This is a genomic window from Sphaerimonospora sp. CA-214678 (genome assembly GCF_050942215.1).
GTDB lineage: Bacteria > Actinomycetota > Actinomycetes > Streptosporangiales > Streptosporangiaceae > Sphaerimonospora.
The window spans coordinates 574,739-594,221 of the sequence record NZ_CP192056.1 but is presented as its reverse complement, the minus strand read 5'-3'; the positions used below and the strand labels follow the sequence as shown (position 1 = coordinate 594,221).

General features: G+C 70.5%; 21 protein-coding genes. 4 read left to right on the top strand and 17 right to left on the bottom strand.

The window, feature by feature from the left end; translation table 11 throughout:
- Window positions 1-54 precede the first annotated feature (54 nt).
- Genes ACQP1K_RS02725 through ACQP1K_RS02700 form a run of 6 tightly spaced genes read right to left on the bottom strand, consistent with a single transcriptional unit; the run spans window position 55 to window position 6,268 of the window.
- Entirely contained in the window at window positions 55-699 is a 645-nt protein-coding gene (locus ACQP1K_RS02725; RefSeq protein WP_433499289.1) for a bifunctional DNA primase/polymerase, read from the bottom strand.
- A gap of 32 nt (window positions 700-731) precedes the next feature.
- Window positions 732-1,718, bottom strand: a complete 987-nt coding sequence (hemB, locus tag ACQP1K_RS02720) for a porphobilinogen synthase (RefSeq protein WP_433499288.1) — start codon at window positions 1,716-1,718, stop codon at window positions 732-734.
- 6 nt (window positions 1,719-1,724) lie between these two features.
- Window positions 1,725-3,311, bottom strand: a complete 1,587-nt coding sequence (locus ACQP1K_RS02715; protein ID WP_433499287.1) for a uroporphyrinogen-III synthase — start codon at window positions 3,309-3,311, stop codon at window positions 1,725-1,727.
- Window positions 3,308-4,231, bottom strand: a complete 924-nt coding sequence (gene hemC, locus ACQP1K_RS02710) for a hydroxymethylbilane synthase (protein WP_433499286.1) — start codon at window positions 4,229-4,231, stop codon at window positions 3,308-3,310. Before hemC ends, ACQP1K_RS02715 begins: the two co-directional genes overlap by 4 nt.
- On the bottom strand, window positions 4,228-5,577 hold the full coding sequence (locus tag ACQP1K_RS02705) for a glutamyl-tRNA reductase (RefSeq protein WP_433499285.1): 1,350 nt from the start codon (window positions 5,575-5,577) through the stop codon (window positions 4,228-4,230). Before ACQP1K_RS02705 ends, hemC begins: the two co-directional genes overlap by 4 nt.
- A 25-nt stretch (window positions 5,578-5,602) precedes the next feature.
- On the bottom strand, window positions 5,603-6,268 hold the full coding sequence (locus tag ACQP1K_RS02700; RefSeq protein WP_433499284.1) for a redox-sensing transcriptional repressor Rex: 666 nt from the start codon (window positions 6,266-6,268) through the stop codon (window positions 5,603-5,605).
- A 148-nt stretch (window positions 6,269-6,416) separates the two neighbouring features.
- Here ACQP1K_RS02700 and ACQP1K_RS02695 point away from each other — a divergent pair, with 148 nt between their 5' ends.
- The gene (locus ACQP1K_RS02695; RefSeq protein ID WP_433499283.1) at window positions 6,417-6,650 is read left to right on the top strand and encodes a glutaredoxin family protein; all 234 of its coding nucleotides are present in this window, start codon (window positions 6,417-6,419) and stop codon (window positions 6,648-6,650) included.
- 71 nt (window positions 6,651-6,721) lie between these two features.
- Here the strand turns inward: ACQP1K_RS02695 and ACQP1K_RS02690 are convergent, their stop codons facing one another.
- The 3 genes from ACQP1K_RS02690 to ACQP1K_RS02680 are packed head-to-tail and all read right to left on the bottom strand — an operon-like array spanning window position 6,722 to window position 9,700.
- Window positions 6,722-7,075, bottom strand: coding sequence for a hypothetical protein (locus ACQP1K_RS02690; RefSeq protein WP_433498012.1), 354 nt, complete (start codon window positions 7,073-7,075; stop codon window positions 6,722-6,724).
- Between the two features lie 4 nt (window positions 7,076-7,079).
- On the bottom strand, window positions 7,080-7,994 hold the full coding sequence (locus tag ACQP1K_RS02685; protein ID WP_433498011.1) for an IS5 family transposase: 915 nt from the start codon (window positions 7,992-7,994) through the stop codon (window positions 7,080-7,082).
- Between the two features lie 53 nt (window positions 7,995-8,047).
- Complete coding sequence (locus tag ACQP1K_RS02680; protein WP_433499282.1) at window positions 8,048-9,700, bottom strand: hypothetical protein; 1,653 nt, start codon at window positions 9,698-9,700, stop codon at window positions 8,048-8,050.
- A 97-nt stretch (window positions 9,701-9,797) separates the two neighbouring features.
- On the opposite strand from ACQP1K_RS02680, the gene ACQP1K_RS02675 reads away from it, so the two are divergent.
- From ACQP1K_RS02675 to ACQP1K_RS02665, 3 genes are all read left to right on the top strand, one after another.
- Complete coding sequence (locus ACQP1K_RS02675) at window positions 9,798-10,427, top strand: sigma-70 family RNA polymerase sigma factor (RefSeq protein WP_433499281.1); 630 nt, start codon at window positions 9,798-9,800, stop codon at window positions 10,425-10,427.
- A 74-nt stretch (window positions 10,428-10,501) separates the two neighbouring features.
- A complete protein-coding gene (locus ACQP1K_RS02670) occupies window positions 10,502-11,167 on the top strand; it encodes a hypothetical protein (protein WP_433499280.1) in 666 nt (221 codons plus the stop codon).
- A gap of 63 nt (window positions 11,168-11,230) precedes the next feature.
- Entirely contained in the window at window positions 11,231-12,100 is an 870-nt protein-coding gene (locus ACQP1K_RS02665) for an HAD family hydrolase (RefSeq protein ID WP_433499279.1), read from the top strand.
- A 14-nt stretch (window positions 12,101-12,114) separates the two neighbouring features.
- Here ACQP1K_RS02665 and ACQP1K_RS02660 read toward each other — a convergent pair whose 3' ends face one another.
- The 8 genes from ACQP1K_RS02660 to ACQP1K_RS02625 all read right to left on the bottom strand — a co-directional run bounded on the left by ACQP1K_RS02660 (window position 12,115) and on the right by ACQP1K_RS02625 (window position 19,461).
- Window positions 12,115-12,987, bottom strand: a complete 873-nt coding sequence (locus ACQP1K_RS02660) for a lysophospholipid acyltransferase family protein (protein ID WP_433499278.1) — start codon at window positions 12,985-12,987, stop codon at window positions 12,115-12,117.
- Window positions 12,984-13,919 (bottom strand): NAD-dependent epimerase/dehydratase family protein, encoded by a 936-nt coding sequence (locus ACQP1K_RS02655; RefSeq protein WP_433499277.1) that lies wholly within the window; start codon window positions 13,917-13,919, stop codon window positions 12,984-12,986. Before ACQP1K_RS02655 ends, ACQP1K_RS02660 begins: the two co-directional genes overlap by 4 nt.
- Before the next feature lie 43 nt (window positions 13,920-13,962).
- Window positions 13,963-14,061, bottom strand: coding sequence for a 30S ribosomal protein bS22 (locus ACQP1K_RS02650; protein WP_018654693.1), 99 nt, complete (start codon window positions 14,059-14,061; stop codon window positions 13,963-13,965).
- A gap of 129 nt (window positions 14,062-14,190) precedes the next feature.
- On the bottom strand, window positions 14,191-14,394 hold the full coding sequence (locus ACQP1K_RS02645) for a helix-turn-helix domain-containing protein (protein ID WP_030456159.1): 204 nt from the start codon (window positions 14,392-14,394) through the stop codon (window positions 14,191-14,193).
- 302 nt (window positions 14,395-14,696) lie between these two features.
- A complete protein-coding gene (locus tag ACQP1K_RS02640) occupies window positions 14,697-15,860 on the bottom strand; it encodes an acetoin utilization protein AcuC (protein ID WP_433499276.1) in 1,164 nt (387 codons plus the stop codon).
- A gap of 151 nt (window positions 15,861-16,011) precedes the next feature.
- Complete coding sequence (locus ACQP1K_RS02635) at window positions 16,012-17,196, bottom strand: ABC transporter permease (RefSeq protein ID WP_433499275.1); 1,185 nt, start codon at window positions 17,194-17,196, stop codon at window positions 16,012-16,014.
- Entirely contained in the window at window positions 17,193-17,924 is a 732-nt protein-coding gene (locus ACQP1K_RS02630; RefSeq protein ID WP_433499274.1) for an ABC transporter ATP-binding protein, read from the bottom strand. Before ACQP1K_RS02630 ends, ACQP1K_RS02635 begins: the two co-directional genes overlap by 4 nt.
- 130 nt (window positions 17,925-18,054) lie before the next feature.
- Entirely contained in the window at window positions 18,055-19,461 is a 1,407-nt protein-coding gene (locus ACQP1K_RS02625) for an efflux RND transporter periplasmic adaptor subunit (protein WP_433499273.1), read from the bottom strand.
- Window positions 19,462-19,483 lie beyond the last annotated feature (22 nt).

The window sequence follows — 19,483 nt, the reverse complement described above, 5'->3', positions numbered from 1 at the left end:
GCTCCCACATTACGGTCCCGGATCACCGGCCCGGCCCATGGGTCGCTCCCGTGGTCAGTCGCAGAAGTCGGCGAGCAGGTCGAGGACGCGCAGCGGGTCGGGGAGGGGACGGCCGTCGGGCGGCCGGATCCACCGCACGGTCAGCTCGTCGGGCAGCGTCGAGGGCGGCGCCAGGACGTAGCTGTCCCGGCAGTGCCAGCGCAGGCCGGGGGTGGCGTCGATGGTCGCCGGCCCGGCGTCCAGGTGGCACGACCACCACTCGTCCTCGTCCTCCGGGGCTCCCCGGGTCGCGACGTAAAAAAGGACCCGGTCGCCGTTTTCGGCGACCGGGCCCGAGTCGAAGCCGGCGGCGTCCATCGCGGCCAGTGCGGCCATCCCGACCGTGACAGGCACATCGAACACGTCGAACACGCGGCCGGTCGGCAGGATCACGTTGGCCTCGGGATCCTGCCGCCACCATCGCGTGAGCAGCGCGGAGTCCGTCGTGGCCTGCAACTGCCAGGCGGGTGACAGCGGATGTCTGCCCGGATCCGGACAGCCGACGCGGTCACATGAACAGGCCCTGCCGCCCTCGCTCAGCGGATGGGCCCCGGGACAGCTCGCCCAGCCGAGCCGGGCATAGTCCAGCACCGACGTGATCTTGCCTGATGTCCGGTGCGGACGCCGTTTCGCGCGCCGGGCCAGCGGCACCCCCACCATGCTGCTCCTCCCCACAATGCACTGATGACCAGTCAGGATAGTCGGCGCGCCATCTCGGTCGCCCAGTAGGTCAAAATCAGGTCCGCACCGGCGCGGCGGATCGCGATCAGCGACTCCATGATGATCCGCTCCCGGTCGATCCAGCCGTTCGCCGCGGCCGCCTCGACCATCGCGTACTCACCGCTGACCTGATAGGCGGCGACCGGCACGTCGACCAGGTCGCGGACCTGGTGCAGGATGTCGAGGTACGCCAGCGCGGGCTTGACCATCACCGCGTCCGCGCCCTCGGCCAGGTCGAGCCGCACCTCGCGCAGCGCCTCGCCGACCGGCCCCGCCGGGTCCTGCTGATAGGCGGCGCGGTCGCCGAACCGGGGCGCGCACTCCGCCGCGTCGCGGAACGGCCCGTAGAACCCGGAGGCGTACTTCGCGGAGTAGGCCATGATCGGGATTTCGGCGAAGCCGTTCGCGTCGAGCGCGGCCCGGATGGCCGCCACCTGGCCGTCCATCATCCCGCTCGGCGCGACCATCTGGGCGCCGGCCGCCGCCTGGGCGACCGCCGCAGCGGCGTAGCGCTCCAGGGTGGCGTCGTTGTCCACCTCACCGGTGTCGGTCAGCAGTCCGCAGTGGCCGTGGTCGGTGTACTCGTCCAGGCAGGTGTCGGTCATCACGACCAGCGCCTCGCCCACCTCGCCGGCGATGTCGCGCAGCGCGACCTGCACGATCCCGTCGGGGTCGTCGGCGGCCGAGCCGCGGGCGTCCTTGTGCGCCGGGATGCCGAACAGCATGATGCCGCCGACGCCGGCCTCGGCCGCCTCATGGGCCGCCTTGCGCAGGGACTCCCGGGTGTGCTGCACGACGCCCGGCATGGACGCCACCGGCTGCGGCTCGGCGATGCCCTCCTTGACGAACACCGGCAGGATCAGGTCGGCCGGGTGCGGCCGGGTCCCGGCGACCATGCGGCGCATCGGCCCGGTACGGCGCAGCCGCCGCGGCCTGGCCTGCGGAAATCGAGCGTTCACTTTGTCTCACCTCACCCTGCGGCGGGCGCCTCGGCGCATCTGGGACGGCTTGCGCGGCACCTCGCCCGCCGAGATGGCCGCGTGCCGCATCTTGGCTCCGTAATCCGCCAGCGCGGCGGCGAGGGTGGAGGCCGAGGGCTTATCCGACATCACGTCGACCCGCAGGCCGAACTCCTCGGCCGTCTTGGCCGTCTGCGGGCCGATCGCCGCGATGACCGTGACGTTGTGCGGCTTGCCCGCGATGCCGACGAGGTTCCGTACGGTCGAGGACGAGGTGAACAGCACGGCGTCGAACCCACCGCCCTTGATCGCCTCCCGGATGGGTGCGGGCGGGGGCGCGGCGCGCACGGTCCGATAGGCCGTCACGTCGTCGCACTCCCAGCCGAGGCGGGTGAGCCCGGCGACGAGCGTCTCGGTCGCGATGTCGGCGCGGGGCAGCAGGACGCGGTTGATCGGGTCCAGCATCGAGTCGTACGGCGGCCACTCGGCCAGCAGTCCTTCCGACGACTGCTCGCCCGTCGGCATCAGGTCGGGCCGCACGCCGAACTCGATGAGCGCCCGTGCCGTGGTCTCGCCCACGGCCGCGACCTTGAGCCCGGAGAACGCCCGAGCGTCCAGGCTGTACTCCTCGAACTTCTCCCGCACCGCCTTCACCGCGTTGGCACTGGTGAAGGCGACCCACTCGTAGCGGCCGTTGACCAGGCCCTTGATCGCCCGGTCCATCTGCTGCGGCGTGCGCGGCGGCTCGACGGAGATCGTCGGCACCTCCTCGGGCACCGCGCCGTACGAACGCAGCTGCTCCGACAGCCCCTTCGCCTGCTCCCTGGTGCGCGGCACCAGCACCCGCCAGCCGAACAGCGGCTTGGTCTCGAACCACGACATGCGGTCCCGCTGGCCGACGTTCTCCCCTACAATGATCATCGCGGGCTCGGTCATGCCCGCGTGCTTGAGATCGGGGCCGAGGCGGCCGAGGGTGGACACCACGGTGTACTGCTCGATCGTCGTGCCGTCGCTGGTCACCGCCACCGGCGTGGTGTCCGGCATCCCCGCGGCGATCAGCGCCTTGCCGATCGGTACGGCATCCGCCACACCGTTGTAGATCACCATCGTGCCGGTGCAGGACGCGTGCGCGGCCCAGTCGTCCACCTGGGCGGCGTCGACGACCCGGAACTCCGGCACGGCGGTGGCCGGCGGGATGCCGGCGTAGGTCGGCACAGCCGTCGCCGGCGGAACGCCGGGGACGACCTCGAACTCGATGTCGGCCTTGGCGCAGGCCGCGACCTCCTCCGCCACCGAGGAGAAGAACGACGGGTCGCCCGGGCAGAGCCGCACGACGATCCGCCCGGCCTTGGCCTCCTGGAGGATCCGCAGCGACACCGAGTTCTCCGCCGTTTCCGCATCGACGATGTCGACGCCCTTCCGGCAGTGGCGCAGCAGCGAACCGTACGACTCGCGGTCCAGGACGACGACGTCCGTCTTGCTCAGCAGGTCGGCGCCACGCAGCGTGAGCAAGTTCTCGTCGCCCGGACCGGCGCCGACGAACGCGACGAATCCGGACCGGGACTGTGGACTGTGGTCAATAGCGGGGCTCAATGGGCCTGCTCCCCCATCAACGTGCCGGCCCCTTCGGCGATCATGGCGGTCGCGAGGTCGCGTCCCAGTTCCATGGCCGCAGAAGAAGGTCCGGAGGCGGACTTGCGCACCGACCGGAGACCGTCGACGGCGACGACGGCCGCGGTCAGATTGAGAATGTGCCCGTCGCCGGAGGCGAAGGCACCTACCGGTGCCGAGCATCCGGCCTCGAGGGCGGCGAGCACCGAGCGTTCGGCCGTCACCGCCGCCCGCGTGCGCGGGTCGTCGAGGACTTTCAGCAGCTCGATGAGATCAGTACGGCTTTCCAGGCACTCGACGGCGAGGGCGCCCTGCCCGGGGGCGGGCAGCACCTCGTCCACCTCGAACACCTGGGAGATGTCGGCGTCCCGGCCGAGACGGCCCAGTCCGGCAGCGGCCATGACCACGCCGTCCAGCTCGCCGGAGGTGACCTTGCCGATGCGGGTGTCCCCGTTCCCCCTGATGGGAACGTACTCGAGGTCGGGCCTGAGCATGCGCAGCTGGGAGACCCGGCGCGGCGAGCCGGTGCCGATCCGCGCCCCGGCGGGCAGGTCGGCGAACTTGACGTTGCTGACGAGCGCGTCCCTGGGGTCGTCCCGCAGCGTGATCGCGGCGAGGGCGATCCGCTCGTCGGGGGTCGTGGGCAGATCCTTCAACGAGTGGACGGCGAAGTCGATCTCCCCCTCGATCAGCTTGTTGCGCAGCTCGCTCACGAAGACCCCGGTCCCGCCGAGCTGGGTCAGATGGGCCCGGGAGACGTCGCCGAACGTGGTGACCCCCACGAGCTGTACGGCCCTGCCGGTGCGGGCGGTCAGCCGGTCGCCGACCCGGCCCGACTGGGTGGTCGCCATCACACTCTTGCGGGTGCCCATCCGCAGGGCGGTTTCCGCCACACCGCTCATTCGTCTGTCTCCATCCTGGAAACGGCTTCCGGAGTCGTGGGATCGAGGTCGAACAACTCGCGAAGCGCCTCGGCATAGTGGCCGCCGCCGGGCGAAGCCGCCAGCTTCTTGACCCGGACGGTCGGCTCGTGCAGCAGCTTGTCGACCACCCTGCGTACGGTCTGGGTGACCTCGTCGCGTGCCCGCCCGTCCAGCTCCGGCAACCGTGACGTCAATCGGCCCATTTCGGCCTCTACTACGCTTGCGGCCATGTTACGCAGCGCTATCACCGTCGGGGTCACCACGGACGCCCGCTCGGCCTCCAGGTAGGCCTCGACCTCCTCGGCGATGATGCGCCGGACATCACAGATCGCCTGGGCCCGTCCCCCGTCGGAGACCGCACCGTCAGGCAGGACCAGCCTCCCGTCGGCCGATCCGGCGGAGCCGAGTCCGACCTGCTGCATCGACTCCAGATCGACCAGCGTCACGCCCGGCAGCGCGCGCACACCGGGATCCACGTCGTGCGGCAGCGCCAGGTCGAGCAGGAACAACGCGTCGTTCCGCCCCCGCATCGCGGCCTCGACCATGTCCACCGTGATGGACCGGTGGCCCGCCCCCACGCACGAGACGACCAGGTCGGCCTCGGCCAGCTCGGCCGGGACCGCCGCCGGCTTCACGGCCCGCCCGCCCACGGTCTCGGCGAGCCGGACGGCGCGTTCGAAGGTGCGGTTGGCGATCACGATGTCGGTGACGCCGGCCCGGGACAGGGTCGCGGCGGCCAGCGAGCTCATCGAGCCCGCGCCGATGACCAGAGCGCGTCTGCCGGAGACCGGGCCGATCACCCGCTCGGCGAGGCTCAGGCCCACTCCGACCAGCGAGGCCCCGGCCCGGTCGATGCTCGTCTCCGCGTGCGCCCGCTTGCCGACGCGCAGCGCGTGCTGGGCGAGCTCGTTGAGCATGGTCCCCGCGGTGCCCTCCTCCTGGGCCAGCCGCAGCGCCGTGCGGATCTGGCCGAGGATCTGCCCCTCGCCGATCACCATGGAGTCCAGGCCGCAGGCGACCGTGAGCAGGTGCTGGACCGCACGCTCCTGGTAGTGGACGTAGAGGTGATCGGCGAGCCGCGCTGTCGACAGTCCGGAGTGCACGGCGAGCAGGTTCGTCACCGCCGTCACACCGCCGTGGAAGCGGTCGACGGCCGCGTAGACCTCCACCCGGTTGCACGTGGAGACGACGAGCGCCTCGGACACGTTCTCGTGCTGCCGCACGTCGTGCAGCAGCTTGACGAGTGCGTCACCGCTGACGGTGACGCGCTCAAGCACCCCCACGGGGGCGGTGCGGTGGCTGAGTCCGACGGCCAGGAGACTCACGAGTTCGCTCCGTTCGATCGCTCACTCACATGACCACCCCGTCCGCCTTGCGCTGTTCGTGAAACGCCAGGATCTGCAATTCGATCGATAAATCGACCTTACGTACATCCACTCCTTCGGGCACGGAGAGGACGACGGGGGCGAAGTTCAGAATGCTGGTGATACCCGCCGCGATGACCCGATCGCACACCTGCTGGGCCGCGCCCGCCGGCGTCGCGATCACCACGATCGACACCCCACGTTTCTTGATGACCGATTCCAGCTCGTCGATGTGCTCGACGACCAGGCCCGCTATCCGGTCCCCCACCATCTGCGGGTCGGCGTCGAACAGGCCCGCGATCCTGAAACCCCTGGACACGAACCCGCCGTAGTTGGCGAGGGCTCGCCCGAGGTTTCCCACCCCGACGATGGCCACGGCCCAGTCCTGGGTGAGACCAAGCTCACGTGAGATCTGATAGATCAGATATTGGACGTCGTACCCCACGCCGCGGGTGCCGTACGAACCGAGGTGGGACAGGTCCTTGCGCAGCTTGGCAGAGTTGACCCCGGCGGCCGTCGCGAGGTCCTCCGAGCTGACCGTCGGCGTGCCCCGCTCGGCCAGCCCGTTGAGCGCGCGCAGGTACAACGGCAGCCGCGCCACGGTGGCGTCGGGGATACCGCGGTCGCGTGCTTGCGGGATACGGCGGGTCACGTGCCGGAGCTCCAGGGGTGAGGACGATTGGACATCAGATTAGTGCCTTTGTGAAGGCATGCACAAAGTCGGCCTGTGTCTCCACTGTCCCAGGAGGGCAGCTCGATCGCGAACTCGCCCCGTGCTCTGAGCCCCATAAGCTGGGAACATGACGAGGATCACGTTGCTCGGGAAGCCCGGGTGCCATCTCTGCGATGACGCCCGCGCCGTGGTCGAACGTGTGGCCGGGGATCTCGGGGTGGGCTGGGAGGAGCGCGACATCACCCGATCTCCCGACGACCTCGCCAGGTACTGGGAGATGATCCCCGTCGTCCTCGTCGACGGTGTGCAGCAGGGCTACTGGCGCATCGACGAGGCACGCCTCCGCGCCGCCCTGGCCTAGGGAGCGAATCCGCCGGACACTCCCCGGCGGACTAGGGCCTGTTTCAATATTCAGATTTGTCTTCTGGCTGGTCAGCTGCGGTTACCTCGGGCGGCCAGCCAGACAGTGAGGTCATGTACGATCTCCTCACGATCGGTCAGCGTGGATCGCCGATGCTCCTCACAGCCGAGATCGCGGTATTCGACCTCGTAGGTGCCCGCGTCTAGCCGGGACACCGAGGCGTACCACCCGGGGTCGTCCTCGTCGGGCAGGACGGTCACGAAGGTGTTGTCCGTCCGGTTCAGGCCGCTGATGAGCTCGGCCAACTCCTGTGGTGAGGGATTGTCCACGTGGTGACCGTTTTCAGCGTCGACGCAGTAGCGCAGGGCGGACATCGCATTCCTCAGGCCGGGGTCCAAGTCCAAAATGATCAGCGCTTCCAGCATGGCATCACCCCGGCAGGCGGCGCTCGGGTGATACAGCCGGCGGTGTCAGCCATTCGTTCATCGCGGCGATGTGCACGGCGGCCTCGTACCGGACGGCGAGCTTGTCATAGCGGGTGGCCACCGCACGGTGCCGCTTGAGCCGGTTGATGCCGCATTCCACGGCGTGCCGGGCCCGGTAATCCTCCGGGTCGAAGGCCGGCGGCCGTCCTCCGGCCGAGCCGCGCTTCTTACGGTTGCGGATCTGATCAGCCCGCTCGGGGATGGTGCCGGCGATTCCACGTCTGCGCAGGTAGGCCCGGTTGGCGGCCGAGGAGTAGGCCTTGTCGCCGCGTACCCGCTCGGGCCGGGTACGCGGCCGCCCCAGCCCCAGGCGGGGCACCCTGATGCCCTGCAAGACCGCGACGAACTGCGGGCTGTCGCCCCGCTGGCCGGCCGTGATCAGGATCGACAGCGGCTTTTGGCCCTGCTCGCAGGCCAGGTGGATCTTCGTGCTCAACCCGCCTCTGGAACGGCCGAGCCCGTGGTCGGCAGGCTCGGGCCGATCACCGCCGGGCGGCTCTTTTTGGGCGTTGCCGTCCCGGCGCGCCCCGGCCGCGTGCTGATGGGCACGGCACACGGTGGAATCCACATTGACCTGCCAGCAGATCAGTCCGGCCGCGTCCGCCCTGGCCTGCAACGCGGTGAGGATCGCCGCCCAGACGCCCCCGCGCTGCCAGCGCCGGAACAGCCCATAGACCGTCTGCCATGGCCCGTACTCGGCGGGCATGTCGCGCCAGGGCGCACCGGTACGTACCCGCCAGCGCACCCCGTTGATGAGCTGCCGCTTCGACCATACGGCGGGGCGTCCCCGCCCGGCCGTATCAGGCAGCAACGGCTCCAGCACCGCCCACTGCTCATCCGTCAAATCCCCACGACCCACACGGCGATCATGCCGACCAGAGATCACGCATAGATCAACTTATGAAACAGACCCTAGAAGAGCGCGGTCGGGAGGGGGATGACCTTGGCCGCGTTGACGGTGAGCTCGATGACGTTCGCCGCCAGCACCAGCGCCTGCCGTTCGTTGACGAAGCGCTCCATGTGCGGCTGACGCAGGTGCTCGGTGTAGCCCACCTCGTCCCGGTAGAGCTCGTAGACGATCCGCTGGAGCGGCGCCGACTTGACCGAGTGGCAGATGAAGACCAGTGTGTCGGGCTCGTTGCGCCGCACGGCGTCGATCGTCTCCTCCGCCAGCTTGTCGAACGCCTCGCCCGAACCGTCCAGTAGCGTGAACACGGTCAACAGGCCATAGATCCCGGGCGCCGGTCGCACCGTGCGGTCGCTGTGCTTGGCCGCCTGCGCCGTCGAATGCGCCCCCGTCGAATGCGCTCCCGTCGCGTGTGTCCCGGTCGGACGCTGCCTGGCCAAGGCCCCGCCGAAACCGATCCCGAAATTCGCCGCGAGATCCTCGGGGATCGGCGGCACCTCGGGGCCTGACGGAGCATCCGGTACGGACGGAGTCCCGGCCGGCATGCCGTAATCGGGCGAGACCATGATCTGGCCGGTGGCTGGGCCGCCGAAGTCGTCCTGCTGGAGCCGGTGGGGAGCATAGTCCGGCTGCGGCTGGTGGGGAGCATAGTCCGGCTGAGGCTGGTGGGGGGCGTAGTCCGGTCGGCCGGGTGGGGGAGGGAAGTCGCCCTGGGGCTGCCTCGGGGAGAAGTCTTCCTCCTGGGGGTGGCGCATCCGGGCGGCGTAGTCGATCTCGCTCTGCTCGCCGGCGCGATACTCCGCCACGAGGTCGCCCAGGCCGGACCGGCGCGGGACGGCACCCTTGGGGCCCCCGGGGGAGCCGGCGGAAGCGCCAGGCGGGCTGCTCATCGCATGGCCCGCCGACGAGGCGGCGGACCGGGAGGCCCGGGTCCGCCCCTCGGGGACGTCGTAGCCGTCGTCGTCCTCGTCCTCGTCGTCGTACGGCGCGAGCGGCCGGGCCACGGCGTACCAGATCCCGCCGGCCGTCGCGGCCATGAGCGCCACGATCAGGATCCCGGGGAGCGTGAGCTCCAGCGCGGCCGACAGCGCCATGCCGGCCGGGGCGAGCACGACGGACGCGTTCATGTTGTCGGCGTCGTAGTCGTCGCCGTCGCGCCAGCTCAGCAGGGCGATCGCCAGCGCGATCAGCAGCATCAGGATGACGAGCCCGTGGACGCCGCGCAGCAGCCACTCCGGCCAGATGTCCCAGTGCCTGGGGCCGTCGGGAAACTGCTTGGTGAACCCCCCGGCAAGGGGGTCGAGTAGCATGATCACCGCTCCGACCACCGTCACGGAGATGCCGATCAGCCACCCCGCGAACCGGGCCGAGGCCTTCTCGGCCAGCAGTTGCATCACGCCGACCGCCAGCCACAGCGGCGCCAGCAGCGATCCGGTGATCTGGAGCGCCCGGAAGGTCGGCCCGCCGAAGCCCGCGAGGTGACCGATGGCGATCGCACCGAGTGACAGGGTCAGCGCGCCCGTGGTGATACTCCAGGCGATCAGCCAGCCTACGGGCTCACCGCGCAGGCGGTTGACGAGCACACCGGTCGTTATCCCGGCGAGCAGGGCGCCGGCGAACGCGAGGAGAGCGACAACGAGTTCCATGGTGGAACCCATGCTGCCGGAGAATCCCTTTCCATCGGTAGCCGGTGCCCGGTCCCGTACGGGTAGAGTGTTCGAGCACGCCGACTCCCCTTCCCCCAAGGGATACCGGATGCCGAACACGTGGCCGTTGGCCGGGCTGTCCCCACCAGCCGCCGCCGCCCGCCGCATCACCCGCGAGCGTGAGAACGACCGTGACGAGATGCGGACGCTGGTGCTGCGCGCCAAGATGGGCGACAGCGAGGCGTTCGGCATGCTCTACGACCGATATCTGGAGCTGGTCTACCGGTACGTCTACTTCCGGGTGGGGAGCCACGCCCTCGCCGAGGATCTCACCAGCGAGACCTTCCTGCGCGCGCTTCGCGGCATGGCCGACTTCACCTGGCAGGGCCGCGACTTCGGCGCCTGGCTGATGACGATCGCCCGCAACCTCGTCACCGACCATTACAAGTCGGGCCGCAACCGCCTCGAGGTGACCACGGCGGAGGTGTTCGACACCCCTCTCGACGGCCGGCACATCCCGGAGAACGCCGTCGTCACGAACATGGTCAACGAGCGCGTGATGCAGGCGATCAAGCAGCTCGGAGCGGAGCAGCAGGAGTGCGTGATCCTGCGGTTCCTGCACGGGATGTCGCTCGCGGAGACCGCGTTGATCATGGGCAAGAAAAGCGGGGCGATCAAGGCGCTCCAGTTCCGCGCGATCAAGTCGCTGGCCCGGGTCCTGCCGAAGGATCTCGATTAGACCTGGCGACCTGCCGTAACTCCAGCGGCGTTCACCTCGTTGGGCATGTGTACGGGTGGCCGATCAAACGGGGGATGGCGGAGAGCGGCATGGGCTGGTGGGAGAACTCACGCCGGGTCGCGGCACGCGTCGCCGATCTCGGCGCGATTCCCGGCCCGAGCCCGGACTTCCGCGCCCGGCTGCGCGCCGAGCTGCTCCGCGAGCACGCCGCCGAACAGGCCCGGAACACCGCGGCCGCTCCCGGAGGAGCCCGGCTCAGGTCCCGCCGGTGGTCCGGGCCACGCGCCGTCCTCGTCTTCGCGCTGCTGCTGACCGGCATGTTCGCCACCGGGTTCCATACTCATTACGCGAAGCCGGGCGACCTGCTCTATCCGCTCAAGCGAGGCGCGGAGTCGACGCTGCTGTCCCTGGCGTACGACGACGAGGACCTCGCGCGGCGGGAGATGGCGGCGGCGCACCTGCGCGCGGCGGAGACGGCCTGCCTGATCTACGAGACCACGCCGCGGAAGTCTGCGCCGGAACTGCACCGGCTCATCTCACAGGCTCTCGACGACATGGACACCACGACCAAGACCGCGCTGAGCCATGTCGTACACGACGATCCCGGGGAGGCCCGCCGCTTCGCGCGGCAGCAGCGCACGATGGTGGAGCCGCTGCTGCCGAAGCTCGACCGGAAAAATCGCGACAAGGTGCAGAAGTACTTGATCTATATCGACTCATTCGCGGTTTCCGGACCATGACACGGTGTCGCCGCTCCCGCTCACGCCCGTCTCACGAGCTCTCGGCGGTTAAGCTGATGAGCCATGAGGCGGCTATTGCGACGGCGGGAGGCGGCGGAGACGGCCGGTGAGGTGGCCGCCGCAGCGGCGGTCGCGGCCCCGGCGGTCGAGCCCGACCTCACGGCGGCCGCCTTCTTCGACGTCGACAACACGATGATGCGCGGGGCCTCGATCTACCACTTCGCCCGCGGCCTGGCCGCGCGGGGCCTGTTCACCACCAGGGACCTCACGAAGTTCGCCCTCGGCCAGGCGTGGTTCCGGATCCGCGGCAACGAGAACCCGGAGCACATCGCCAAGGCCAAGGAGATGGCGCTCGCGTTCGTCGCCGGCCTGAAGGTCGACGACGTCGTACGGCTGGGCGAGGAGATCTACGACGAGGTGATGGCCGACCGGGTCTGGGCCGGCACCCGCGCCCTCGCCCAGAGCCACCTGGACGCCGGGCAACGGGTGTGGCTGGTCACCGCCACCCCGGTCGAACTGGCCCGGGTGATCGCGCAACGTCTCGGCCTGACCGGGGCGCTCGGCACGGTGGCGGAGACCTCCGGCGGCGCCTACACCGGCAGGCTCGTCGGCGACCTGCTGCACGGTCCGGCCAAGGCGGAGGCCGTACGAGCCCTGGCCCGCCGTGAGGGGCTCGATCTGTCCCGCTGCTCGGCCTACAGCGACTCGGCCAACGACCTGCCCATGCTCTCTCTGGTCGGGCATCCCCACGCGATCAATCCGGACAGCGAGCTGCGTGAGCACGCCAGGGAGAACGGCTGGGACATCCGCGACTTCCGGACGGGCCGCAAGGCCACGATGATCGGGCTGCCGATCGCCGCGACCGCCGGGGCCGTCGCGGGCGGCATCGCCGCCGGCATCGCCCTGCGCCGGCACTACCGTTCCACGTTCTGACCCCGGAGAGGGATTCAGAGGATCCCGGGGAAGGCGGGGCCGCGGCGCCGCCGCAGTTCGTTCAGCCGCCGCTGCATGGTCTCCCGAATGTGATCGGTCAGCTCGAAGACCATGGCCGGGTCGTCGGCATCCCCCGGGTCGTACTCGTCGGTGTGGATCGGCTCACCGAACTCGATCAGCCATTTCGACGGCAGCGGCACCAGCCCGAACAGGCCGAGCCAGGGGAAGAACGGGGTGATCGGCAGGTACGGCAGGCCGAGCATCCTGGCCAGCACCGGCATGTCGCCGATCTTGGGGTAGATCTCCTCTGCCCCCACGATCGAGCAGGGGATGATCGGCACGCCGGCGCGAATCGCCGAGGTGACGAAGCCGCCCCGGCCGAACCGCTGGAGCCGGTAGCGCTCGGAGAACGGCTTGCCGATGCCCTTGTAGCCCTCGGGGAACACCCCGACCAGCTCTCCCTTTCGCAGCAGCCGGTCGGCGTCCTCCGGACAGGCGAGGGTGTGGCCGCCCTTGCGGGCCAGGTGGCCCAGGACGGGTAGCTGGTAGACCAGGTGCGCGCCGAGCAGCCGGACCGGTCTGCCCGCCTCGTCGTGCAGCGCGACCTGCATCATCAGCGCGTCGAGTGGCAGCGTGCCGGAGTGATTGGCCACCACGAGGGCGCCCGAGTCCGCGGGCACGTTCGTCATGCCGATGGTCTCGACCCGGAACCAGTGCCGGTAGAGCGGCCGCAGCAGCTCGATCAGGACCCTGTCGTGGAACTCCGGATCGAAGCCGAACTCGTCGATCTCATAGTCTCCGGTGATCCTGCGCCGCAGGAAGGCGAGCAGTTCGGCGAGCGCCTCACTCGTGTCCCGGCCGGTCTCCCGGTCCCCCTGCTCCCTCATCGCCGCGCCGCCAGGAAGTCGTCGAAGGCCGCGGCCGTGTCGTACTTCGGCCGGTGGCCGAGTTCGGCGGCGAGCCGGGTGGCGTCCACCACCCGTCCATAGGTCAAAATCGCCAACTGCTCCGAGGAGAAGCCGAGTAAACGCAGCGCCGGGGACGGCACCGGCAGCACCGGCCGGCCCGCCCGCCGCGCGCACTGGGACAGGAGCAGCACACCGTCCGCGGCCACGTTGAACACGCCGGGATGGTCCTCCCGCGCCACGCGGCCCAGCACCTCGACCGCGTCGTCCTCGTGGACGAACTGCAGCCGCGGGTCGAACCCGAACACGGTGGGCAGCACGGGCCGGGCGAAGTACCGGGTCAGCGGCGAGTCGACGCCGGGGCCCAGCAGGGCGGCGAACCGCAACGTGGTGGTCACCACGTCGGGCCGCCGCCGGGCGAACCCGCGGACGCTCGCCTCGACCTCGACCGCGTCCTTCTCGTAGCCGTGGTGCGACGCCTCGGTCGGCTCGGTGTCCTCGCTGAACACGGCCGGGGCGTTCGGCGACGAGCCGTACACGGCCGTGGTGGAGCGCACCACGACCCTGCGCACCGTCTCCGATCGCTGGCACGCCGCCAATAACTGCATGGTGCCGATGACGTTGTGCTCCTTGACGGCTGAGCGGCTCTTCGCCGGACCGCTCACCAGGCTCAGGTGCACGACGGTATCGACGTCCGCCGCCGAGATGACCCGCGCCACGTCAGGGCTGCGCAGGTCGACGCGGACGAATTCGGTACGGCCGAGCGGCGGCGCGTCGTCTTCCCGCGACGGGGAAGAGGGCGGCACCGTGTCGACGCCGATGACGCGGTCGACGCCCGGGTCCGCCGCGAGAGCGCTCGCCACCCGCCGGCCGATATGGCGGGAGACCCCGGTGACGAGCACATTGTGGGTCATCGGCGCCTCGCACGAGTGTGGAACAGATGCGCGCTCCGTCCGGCTACTTCTTGTTACGCCGCTGTATGCGCGTCTTCTTGAGCAGCTTGCGGTGCTTCTTCTTGGCCATACGCTTGCGGCGCTTCTTGATCACAGAGCCCACGGGACCCCCAGGTGAAGGTGGCGGATGTCGAACCGGCGCGCGAGCGCACACCGGCTCAACAGCCTACCGGCGATCCACGGTAGATCGCTCCCTCGGGGACCCCGCGTGGCCTCTGACCAGCGAGTCGCTTCATCCGGCTTCGATGAACGCGTCCCTCAAGTAGTCGTGCACCGCCTGCTCCGGCACTCTGAAGGACCGGCCGACCCTGATGGCCGGCAACTCGCCTGAGTGTACGAGCCGGTACACCGTCATCTTGGATACCCGCATGACAGTGGCCACCTCCGCCACCGTCAGGAACTTCACCTCGCTGAGAGGTCTTTCGCCTGCACCCATCGGACGCCTCTTCCGCACGTGTTTCCGGGTTATCCCCACTGGTGCCATCGCTCACGCACGTGTACTGCTGTCAGCGTAAGTCGGGACTCCGAGTAGGCAAACCCCCCAATTTTCCGCCCTCAGGCGGCCAAGTCGGGAAAGTCGCTGGCAGCAGCCGTACCGCCCCTCACATCACAATGTTGGAACGGACCAACGCCTTACCCTTCAGCCTCGCCCAGGATCACCGAAAAGTTGGCAAACGGCGGGGCCAGGGGTGGAAAAGTGGCGGCGAAATACCCGCATTCGGGATGCCCGCAAGGGGGTCAGGGCAGCGGATCCAGACCGTGGAAGGGGAACACGGCGTTCCTGGTCGCCATGATCGCCCGATCGATGGCGTCCGCCGGGTCGTATCCCTCGGAGATCTCACGCCAGGACGGGTCTCGCCCGTCGGTCATGGTCAGCGGCGCCGTCTCCCCCGTCCGCTCGGCGGCCAGCCTGCGCCAGCTCCGCGGGGTCCCGGTACGCGGATCGACGGGGGCGCCGGCCACCTCCGCGATCAGATGCGTCCACGCGCGCGGCACGACCCGCACGATTTCATAACCTCCACCGCCGACGGCGATCCAGCGGCCGCCCGCGGTCTCGTGAGCCAGCCGGTGCAGCGCCGCATAGGCCGTACGCTGGCCGTCCACGCTGAGCATGAGGTTGGCGAGCGGGTCGAGCGCGTGGCTGTCGCAGCCCTGCTGGGTGACGAGCACCTCCGGCGCGAACTCGCGCAGCAGCGGCGGCACGACGGCGTGGAAGGCCCGCAGCCAGCCCGCGTCGCCGCAGCCAGCGGGCAGCGCCACGTTGACCGCACTGCCCTCGGCGCCCGTCTCCTGCGGGAGGCCGGTCCCCGGAAAGAGCGTGCGCGGGCTCTCGTGCAGGCTGATCGTGAGAACCCGCGGGTCGTCGTAGAACATCGCCTGTACGCCGTCGCCGTGATGGACGTCGATGTCCACGTAGGCGACCCTGGAGGCGCCCTGCGAGAGCAGCCAGGCGATCGCCACGGCCGGGTCGTTGTAGACGCAGAAGCCGCTCGCCGCCGCCGTCATCGCGTGGTGCAGCCCGCCCGCCACGTTGACCGCGTGCTCGGCCTCACCGCGCCAGACCGCCCGCGCCGCCTCCAGCGTCGCCCCCGTGACCAGTGCGGCCGCCGCGTGCATGCCGGTGAAGACCGGATTGTCTTCCGTACCGAGCCCATGCCGCAGGTCGGGACGGCCGATCCTGGAGGCCGTTTTGACCGCCTCGACGTAGTCCCGCTTGTGGACCAGTGCCAGCTCGTCGTCCGTGGCCGGGACGCAGCCGACCAGCTCCACCCCGCCGAGCACGCCGAGATCGCGGGCGAGGGCCATGGTGAGCTCGACGCGTACCGGCGCCAACGGATGTCCAGGACCGAAATCATAGGAAACCAGGGCGTCATCCCAGATGACCCGCACCGCCTGACTCATGTCACGACCGTACCGTGCCGGGCGCGGCCCACTCGGCGCGGAGTGCGAGTCACGCCGTACGGAGTCCGGCTGCGGAGTCCGGCTACGAATCCGGCTGCGGAGTCCGGCTCACTCCGTGCTGAGCCCCGGCTCACGCCGTACGGAGTCCGGCTCACTCCGTGCGGAGTGCGACGACCGGGTCGAGGCGGCCGGCCCGCCGAGCCGGCGTGACCCCGAAGAAGACGCCGACCCCGGCCGAGACCCCGAACGCGAGCGCGATCGACCACCAGGTGATCGCGGCCGGCACCGGGGTGAGCGCCCCGATCAGCAGTGCCCCGCCCACGCCGAGGGCGATGCCGATCGTGCCGCCGATGGTCGTGAGCAGCACCGCCTCGATGAGGAACTGCCCGAGGATGTCCCGCTGGCGGGCGCCTAGTGCCTTGCGCAGACCGATCTCCCTGGTCCGCTCCCGCACCCCGACGAGCATGATGTTGGACACCCCGACACCGCCGACCAGCAGCGAGATGCCGGCGATGGCGGCCAGCACCCCCGTGAGCATGCCGAGCACCGTGCCGATCGTGCCGAGGAGCTGCGTCTGGGTGACGGCCGAGAACTTCTCGTCGGGATAGCGCTGCTCCAGCGCGGTCACCACCCGGCCGCGCAGCCGGTCGATCTCGTCCGGGCCCGACGCGCCCACCGCGATGCCGTTGATCCGGTCGAGCCCGATGAGCCGCTGCGCCGTGGTGACCGGGATGTGCACCTCCTGGTCGCGAGCCACGCCGAAGGTGGAGCCGACCAGCTCGTAGACCCCGACGACGCGGAACCGCACCCCGGCGATCGTCACCTGGCGTCCCACCGGATCGACGTCGCCGAACAGCTTCCGCGCGGCCTCAGCGCCCAGTACGGCCACCCGGCGCCGGGTGTCGACATCGGTGCCGCCGAGGTAGCGGCCATGATGCAGCGGCCGCTCGAATATGCCCGGCATGTACTCGTCGGTGCCGGTGATCGTGGCGAACACCTCGGTGCGTCCGACCCGGACCGGCTCACCGGAGTTGACGGCCACGGTCACCTTCGCCGGGTCGCCGACCACCCGCCTCAGATAGGCCACGTCCGCCAGGTCGAGGCGGCTCTGCGTCGGGACGGCTCCGAGGCCCACCTCACCCGGCACGACCAGGATGATGTTGCTGCCCAGCCCGGCGATCTCCTTCTCCACCGCGTTCTTGGCGCCGGTCCCGATGGCGACCAGGATCACCACCGCCAGCACGCCGATGATCACGCCGAGCATGGTCAGCCCGGTGCGCAGCCGGTTGACGCGGAGGGCCTCGACGGCCATCCGGAGCGCCTCGGCCGTCCTCATCGCGCGCCACCGTCCCGCCGGGCCGTACGGGCGCCCGTGTCGAGCTCCACGAGCCCGTCGCGGACGCGGATCTGGCGGCGGGCCCGGCCCGCGACCTCCTGATCGTGGGTGACCAGCACGACCGCGACGCCGCCCTCGGTGTTGAGCCGTTCCAGGAGGGCCATCACCTCCTCGCCGTTGCGCGAGTCGAGGTTTCCGGTCGGCTCGTCGGCGAGCAGCACCTGCGGATCGCCCACCAGGGCGCGTGCGATGGCGACCCGCTGCTGCTCGCCCCCGGACATCTGGGACGGCCGGTGCCCGAGCCGGTGCCCCAGCCCGACCGCCTCGAGTGCGGCCCGCGCCCGCTCCCGCCGCTCCGGTTTCGGTACGCCCCGGTAGACCAGCGGCAGCGCGACGTTGTCCAGCGCCGTGGTGCGGGCCAGCAGGTGGAACGACTGGAAGACGAAGCCGATGGCCCGGTTGCGCAGCTCGGCCAGCCGGGTGTCGTCGAGCGTGGACACGTCCACCCCGCCGACCCGGAGCAGCCCCGACGTCGGCCGGTCGAGGCAGCCGAGGAGGTGCATCAGCGTCGACTTGCCCGACCCCGACGGTCCCACGATCGCCACGAACTCCCCCTGGCCGATGCGCAGGGTCACGCCGCGCAGCGCGTCGACGCGGACTCCGCCGTCGAGCAGATAGGAGCGGACGAGGTCGACGGCCTCGAACGCCGGTGCGGACTGCGAGATCACGGATGGCTCCGACGCGGGTCGCGCCGTGTCCCCGCGAGAATCTGCAAGATCACCGTACATGCCGCCCCAGGTCACCGGCCTTTCCTGCGAGAAACTGCAAGATCACCACAATGGGGGTGGTGGTGGGGGGTCATGGGAGTGGCTGACCGGGGGTGACGGTGTCGGCGCCCTTGACCACGATGCGCTCGCCCGGCGAGACCCCGTCGAGGATCTCGACGACCGCATCTCCCTGCGCGCCCAGGCGGACCACCCTGCGCTCGGCCCTGCCGTCGCGCACGGCCCAGACGATCGTGTCCCTTTCGCTGGTCGCGATCGCAGAGGCGGGTACGGCCACCGCGTCGGGAGACCGCCGCACGGTGAGCCGGACCACCGCGCTCATGCCGGGCTTCGGATCGGGTGCGGCGGCGCCGCCGTCGTAGGCCCCCTCGCCGAGTTCGAGCCGTACGGGATAGCTGACCCCGCCGGTAGCGCCCTCCTTGGGCGAGACGCCGACGCCCACCACGGTGGCGGGGTAGCTCGCGCCGGTCACCGCGTCGAGCTCGACCTGGGCCGTGGTCCCCTTCTCGACCAGCAGCACGTCGGTCTCGTCGACGTCGGCGGAGAGCGTGAGCGCGGAGACGTCGGTGACCGTGACGACGGCGTCCCCCGCGGAGACCGGCACCCCGGTCGCGATGACGCCGCCCGAACGGCCGCCGCCGGGGGCGGGCAGTCGACCGGCCAGGCCGGCGAGGTCACCCGCCGTCACCCCGCTGAGACCGCCCAGGCCGCTGAGCCCGCCAAGGCTCGCCGCACCACCGGCTGAGGGACCTGCGAGCGTGACCACCCCACCGAACGGCGCCTTGATCACCAGAGCGTCCACCGTCCGCCGGGCGGCCCGTACGGCGGCCTTGGTCTGCGACCGCGACGCCGCCTGGAGCGACGACATGGAGGCGGTCAGCCCGTCGAGCCCCGATCGCAGCTGCCCGGTCAGCTGTCCTGTCACCTGCGAGAGTGCCTGTTCGAGCGAACGGTTGAGGCCCGCGACCACCTGGTCGAGAGCCCGCCGCTGGGCCCGGTGCCGTGCCTGGGCCTCATCGATCGCGGTCAGCAGCCGGTCCCTCATCACACGGTCGTCGACCTCCTTCACCGCCTTCCTGGCCTTGGCGAAGGACCGCACCACCTGTGAATCCAACGAGGCGGAGGACAGGCTGAGGCGCGGCAGTCGTACGGCCGCGGTCTGGGCGCCCACGCCCCCCACGGAGATCGGCCTGGCCGCCTTCCTGTCGGCCTTCCGCGCCTCGGCGAGCTGCTCCTTCGCCTGGGGGGAGCTGATCCGCGCCAGGATCTGGCCCTTCTTCACGGTGTCGCCGTCCTGGACGTACAGCGCGGTCACGGTGCCGGAGGCGGGGGCCGTCAGCGTGGCGGCCGCCCGCGCCGCGACGGTCGCGGGGGCCTCGACGACCTCGCTGACCGATGCGCGGGTGACCGTGCCGAGCACCGCCGTCGCCGGTTCCGCTGAGGTGCACCCCGCGACCAGGAGAGGCGGAACGGCGAGCAACGGGAGAAGTCTGCGACGGAGA

Bases quoted from the DNA above. Each gene is read 5' to 3' on its own strand.
- ACQP1K_RS02680 (WP_433499282.1), bottom strand. From the start codon at position 9,700: ATGGGTTCCACCATGGAACTCGTTGTCGCTCTCCTCGCGTTCGCCGGC.
- ACQP1K_RS02645 (WP_030456159.1), bottom strand. From the start codon at position 14,394: ATGGGTGCAGGCGAAAGACCTCTCAGCGAGGTGAAGTTCCTGACGGTG.
- ACQP1K_RS02690 (WP_433498012.1), bottom strand. From the start codon at position 7,075: ATGCTGGAAGCGCTGATCATTTTGGACTTGGACCCCGGCCTGAGGAAT.
- ACQP1K_RS02640 (WP_433499276.1), bottom strand. From the start codon at position 15,860: ATGAGTCAGGCGGTGCGGGTCATCTGGGATGACGCCCTGGTTTCCTAT.
- ACQP1K_RS02670 (WP_433499280.1), top strand. From the start codon at position 10,502: ATGGCGGAGAGCGGCATGGGCTGGTGGGAGAACTCACGCCGGGTCGCG.
- ACQP1K_RS02665 (WP_433499279.1), top strand. From the start codon at position 11,231: ATGAGGCGGCTATTGCGACGGCGGGAGGCGGCGGAGACGGCCGGTGAG.
- ACQP1K_RS02695 (WP_433499283.1), top strand. From the start codon at position 6,417: ATGACGAGGATCACGTTGCTCGGGAAGCCCGGGTGCCATCTCTGCGAT.
- ACQP1K_RS02655 (WP_433499277.1), bottom strand. From the start codon at position 13,919: ATGACCCACAATGTGCTCGTCACCGGGGTCTCCCGCCATATCGGCCGG.
- ACQP1K_RS02675 (WP_433499281.1), top strand. From the start codon at position 9,798: ATGCCGAACACGTGGCCGTTGGCCGGGCTGTCCCCACCAGCCGCCGCC.
- ACQP1K_RS02635 (WP_433499275.1), bottom strand. From the start codon at position 17,196: ATGAGGACGGCCGAGGCGCTCCGGATGGCCGTCGAGGCCCTCCGCGTC.
- ACQP1K_RS02725 (WP_433499289.1), bottom strand. From the start codon at position 699: ATGGTGGGGGTGCCGCTGGCCCGGCGCGCGAAACGGCGTCCGCACCGG.
- ACQP1K_RS02660 (WP_433499278.1), bottom strand. From the start codon at position 12,987: ATGAGGGAGCAGGGGGACCGGGAGACCGGCCGGGACACGAGTGAGGCG.
- hemC (WP_433499286.1), bottom strand. From the start codon at position 4,231: ATGAGCGGTGTGGCGGAAACCGCCCTGCGGATGGGCACCCGCAAGAGT.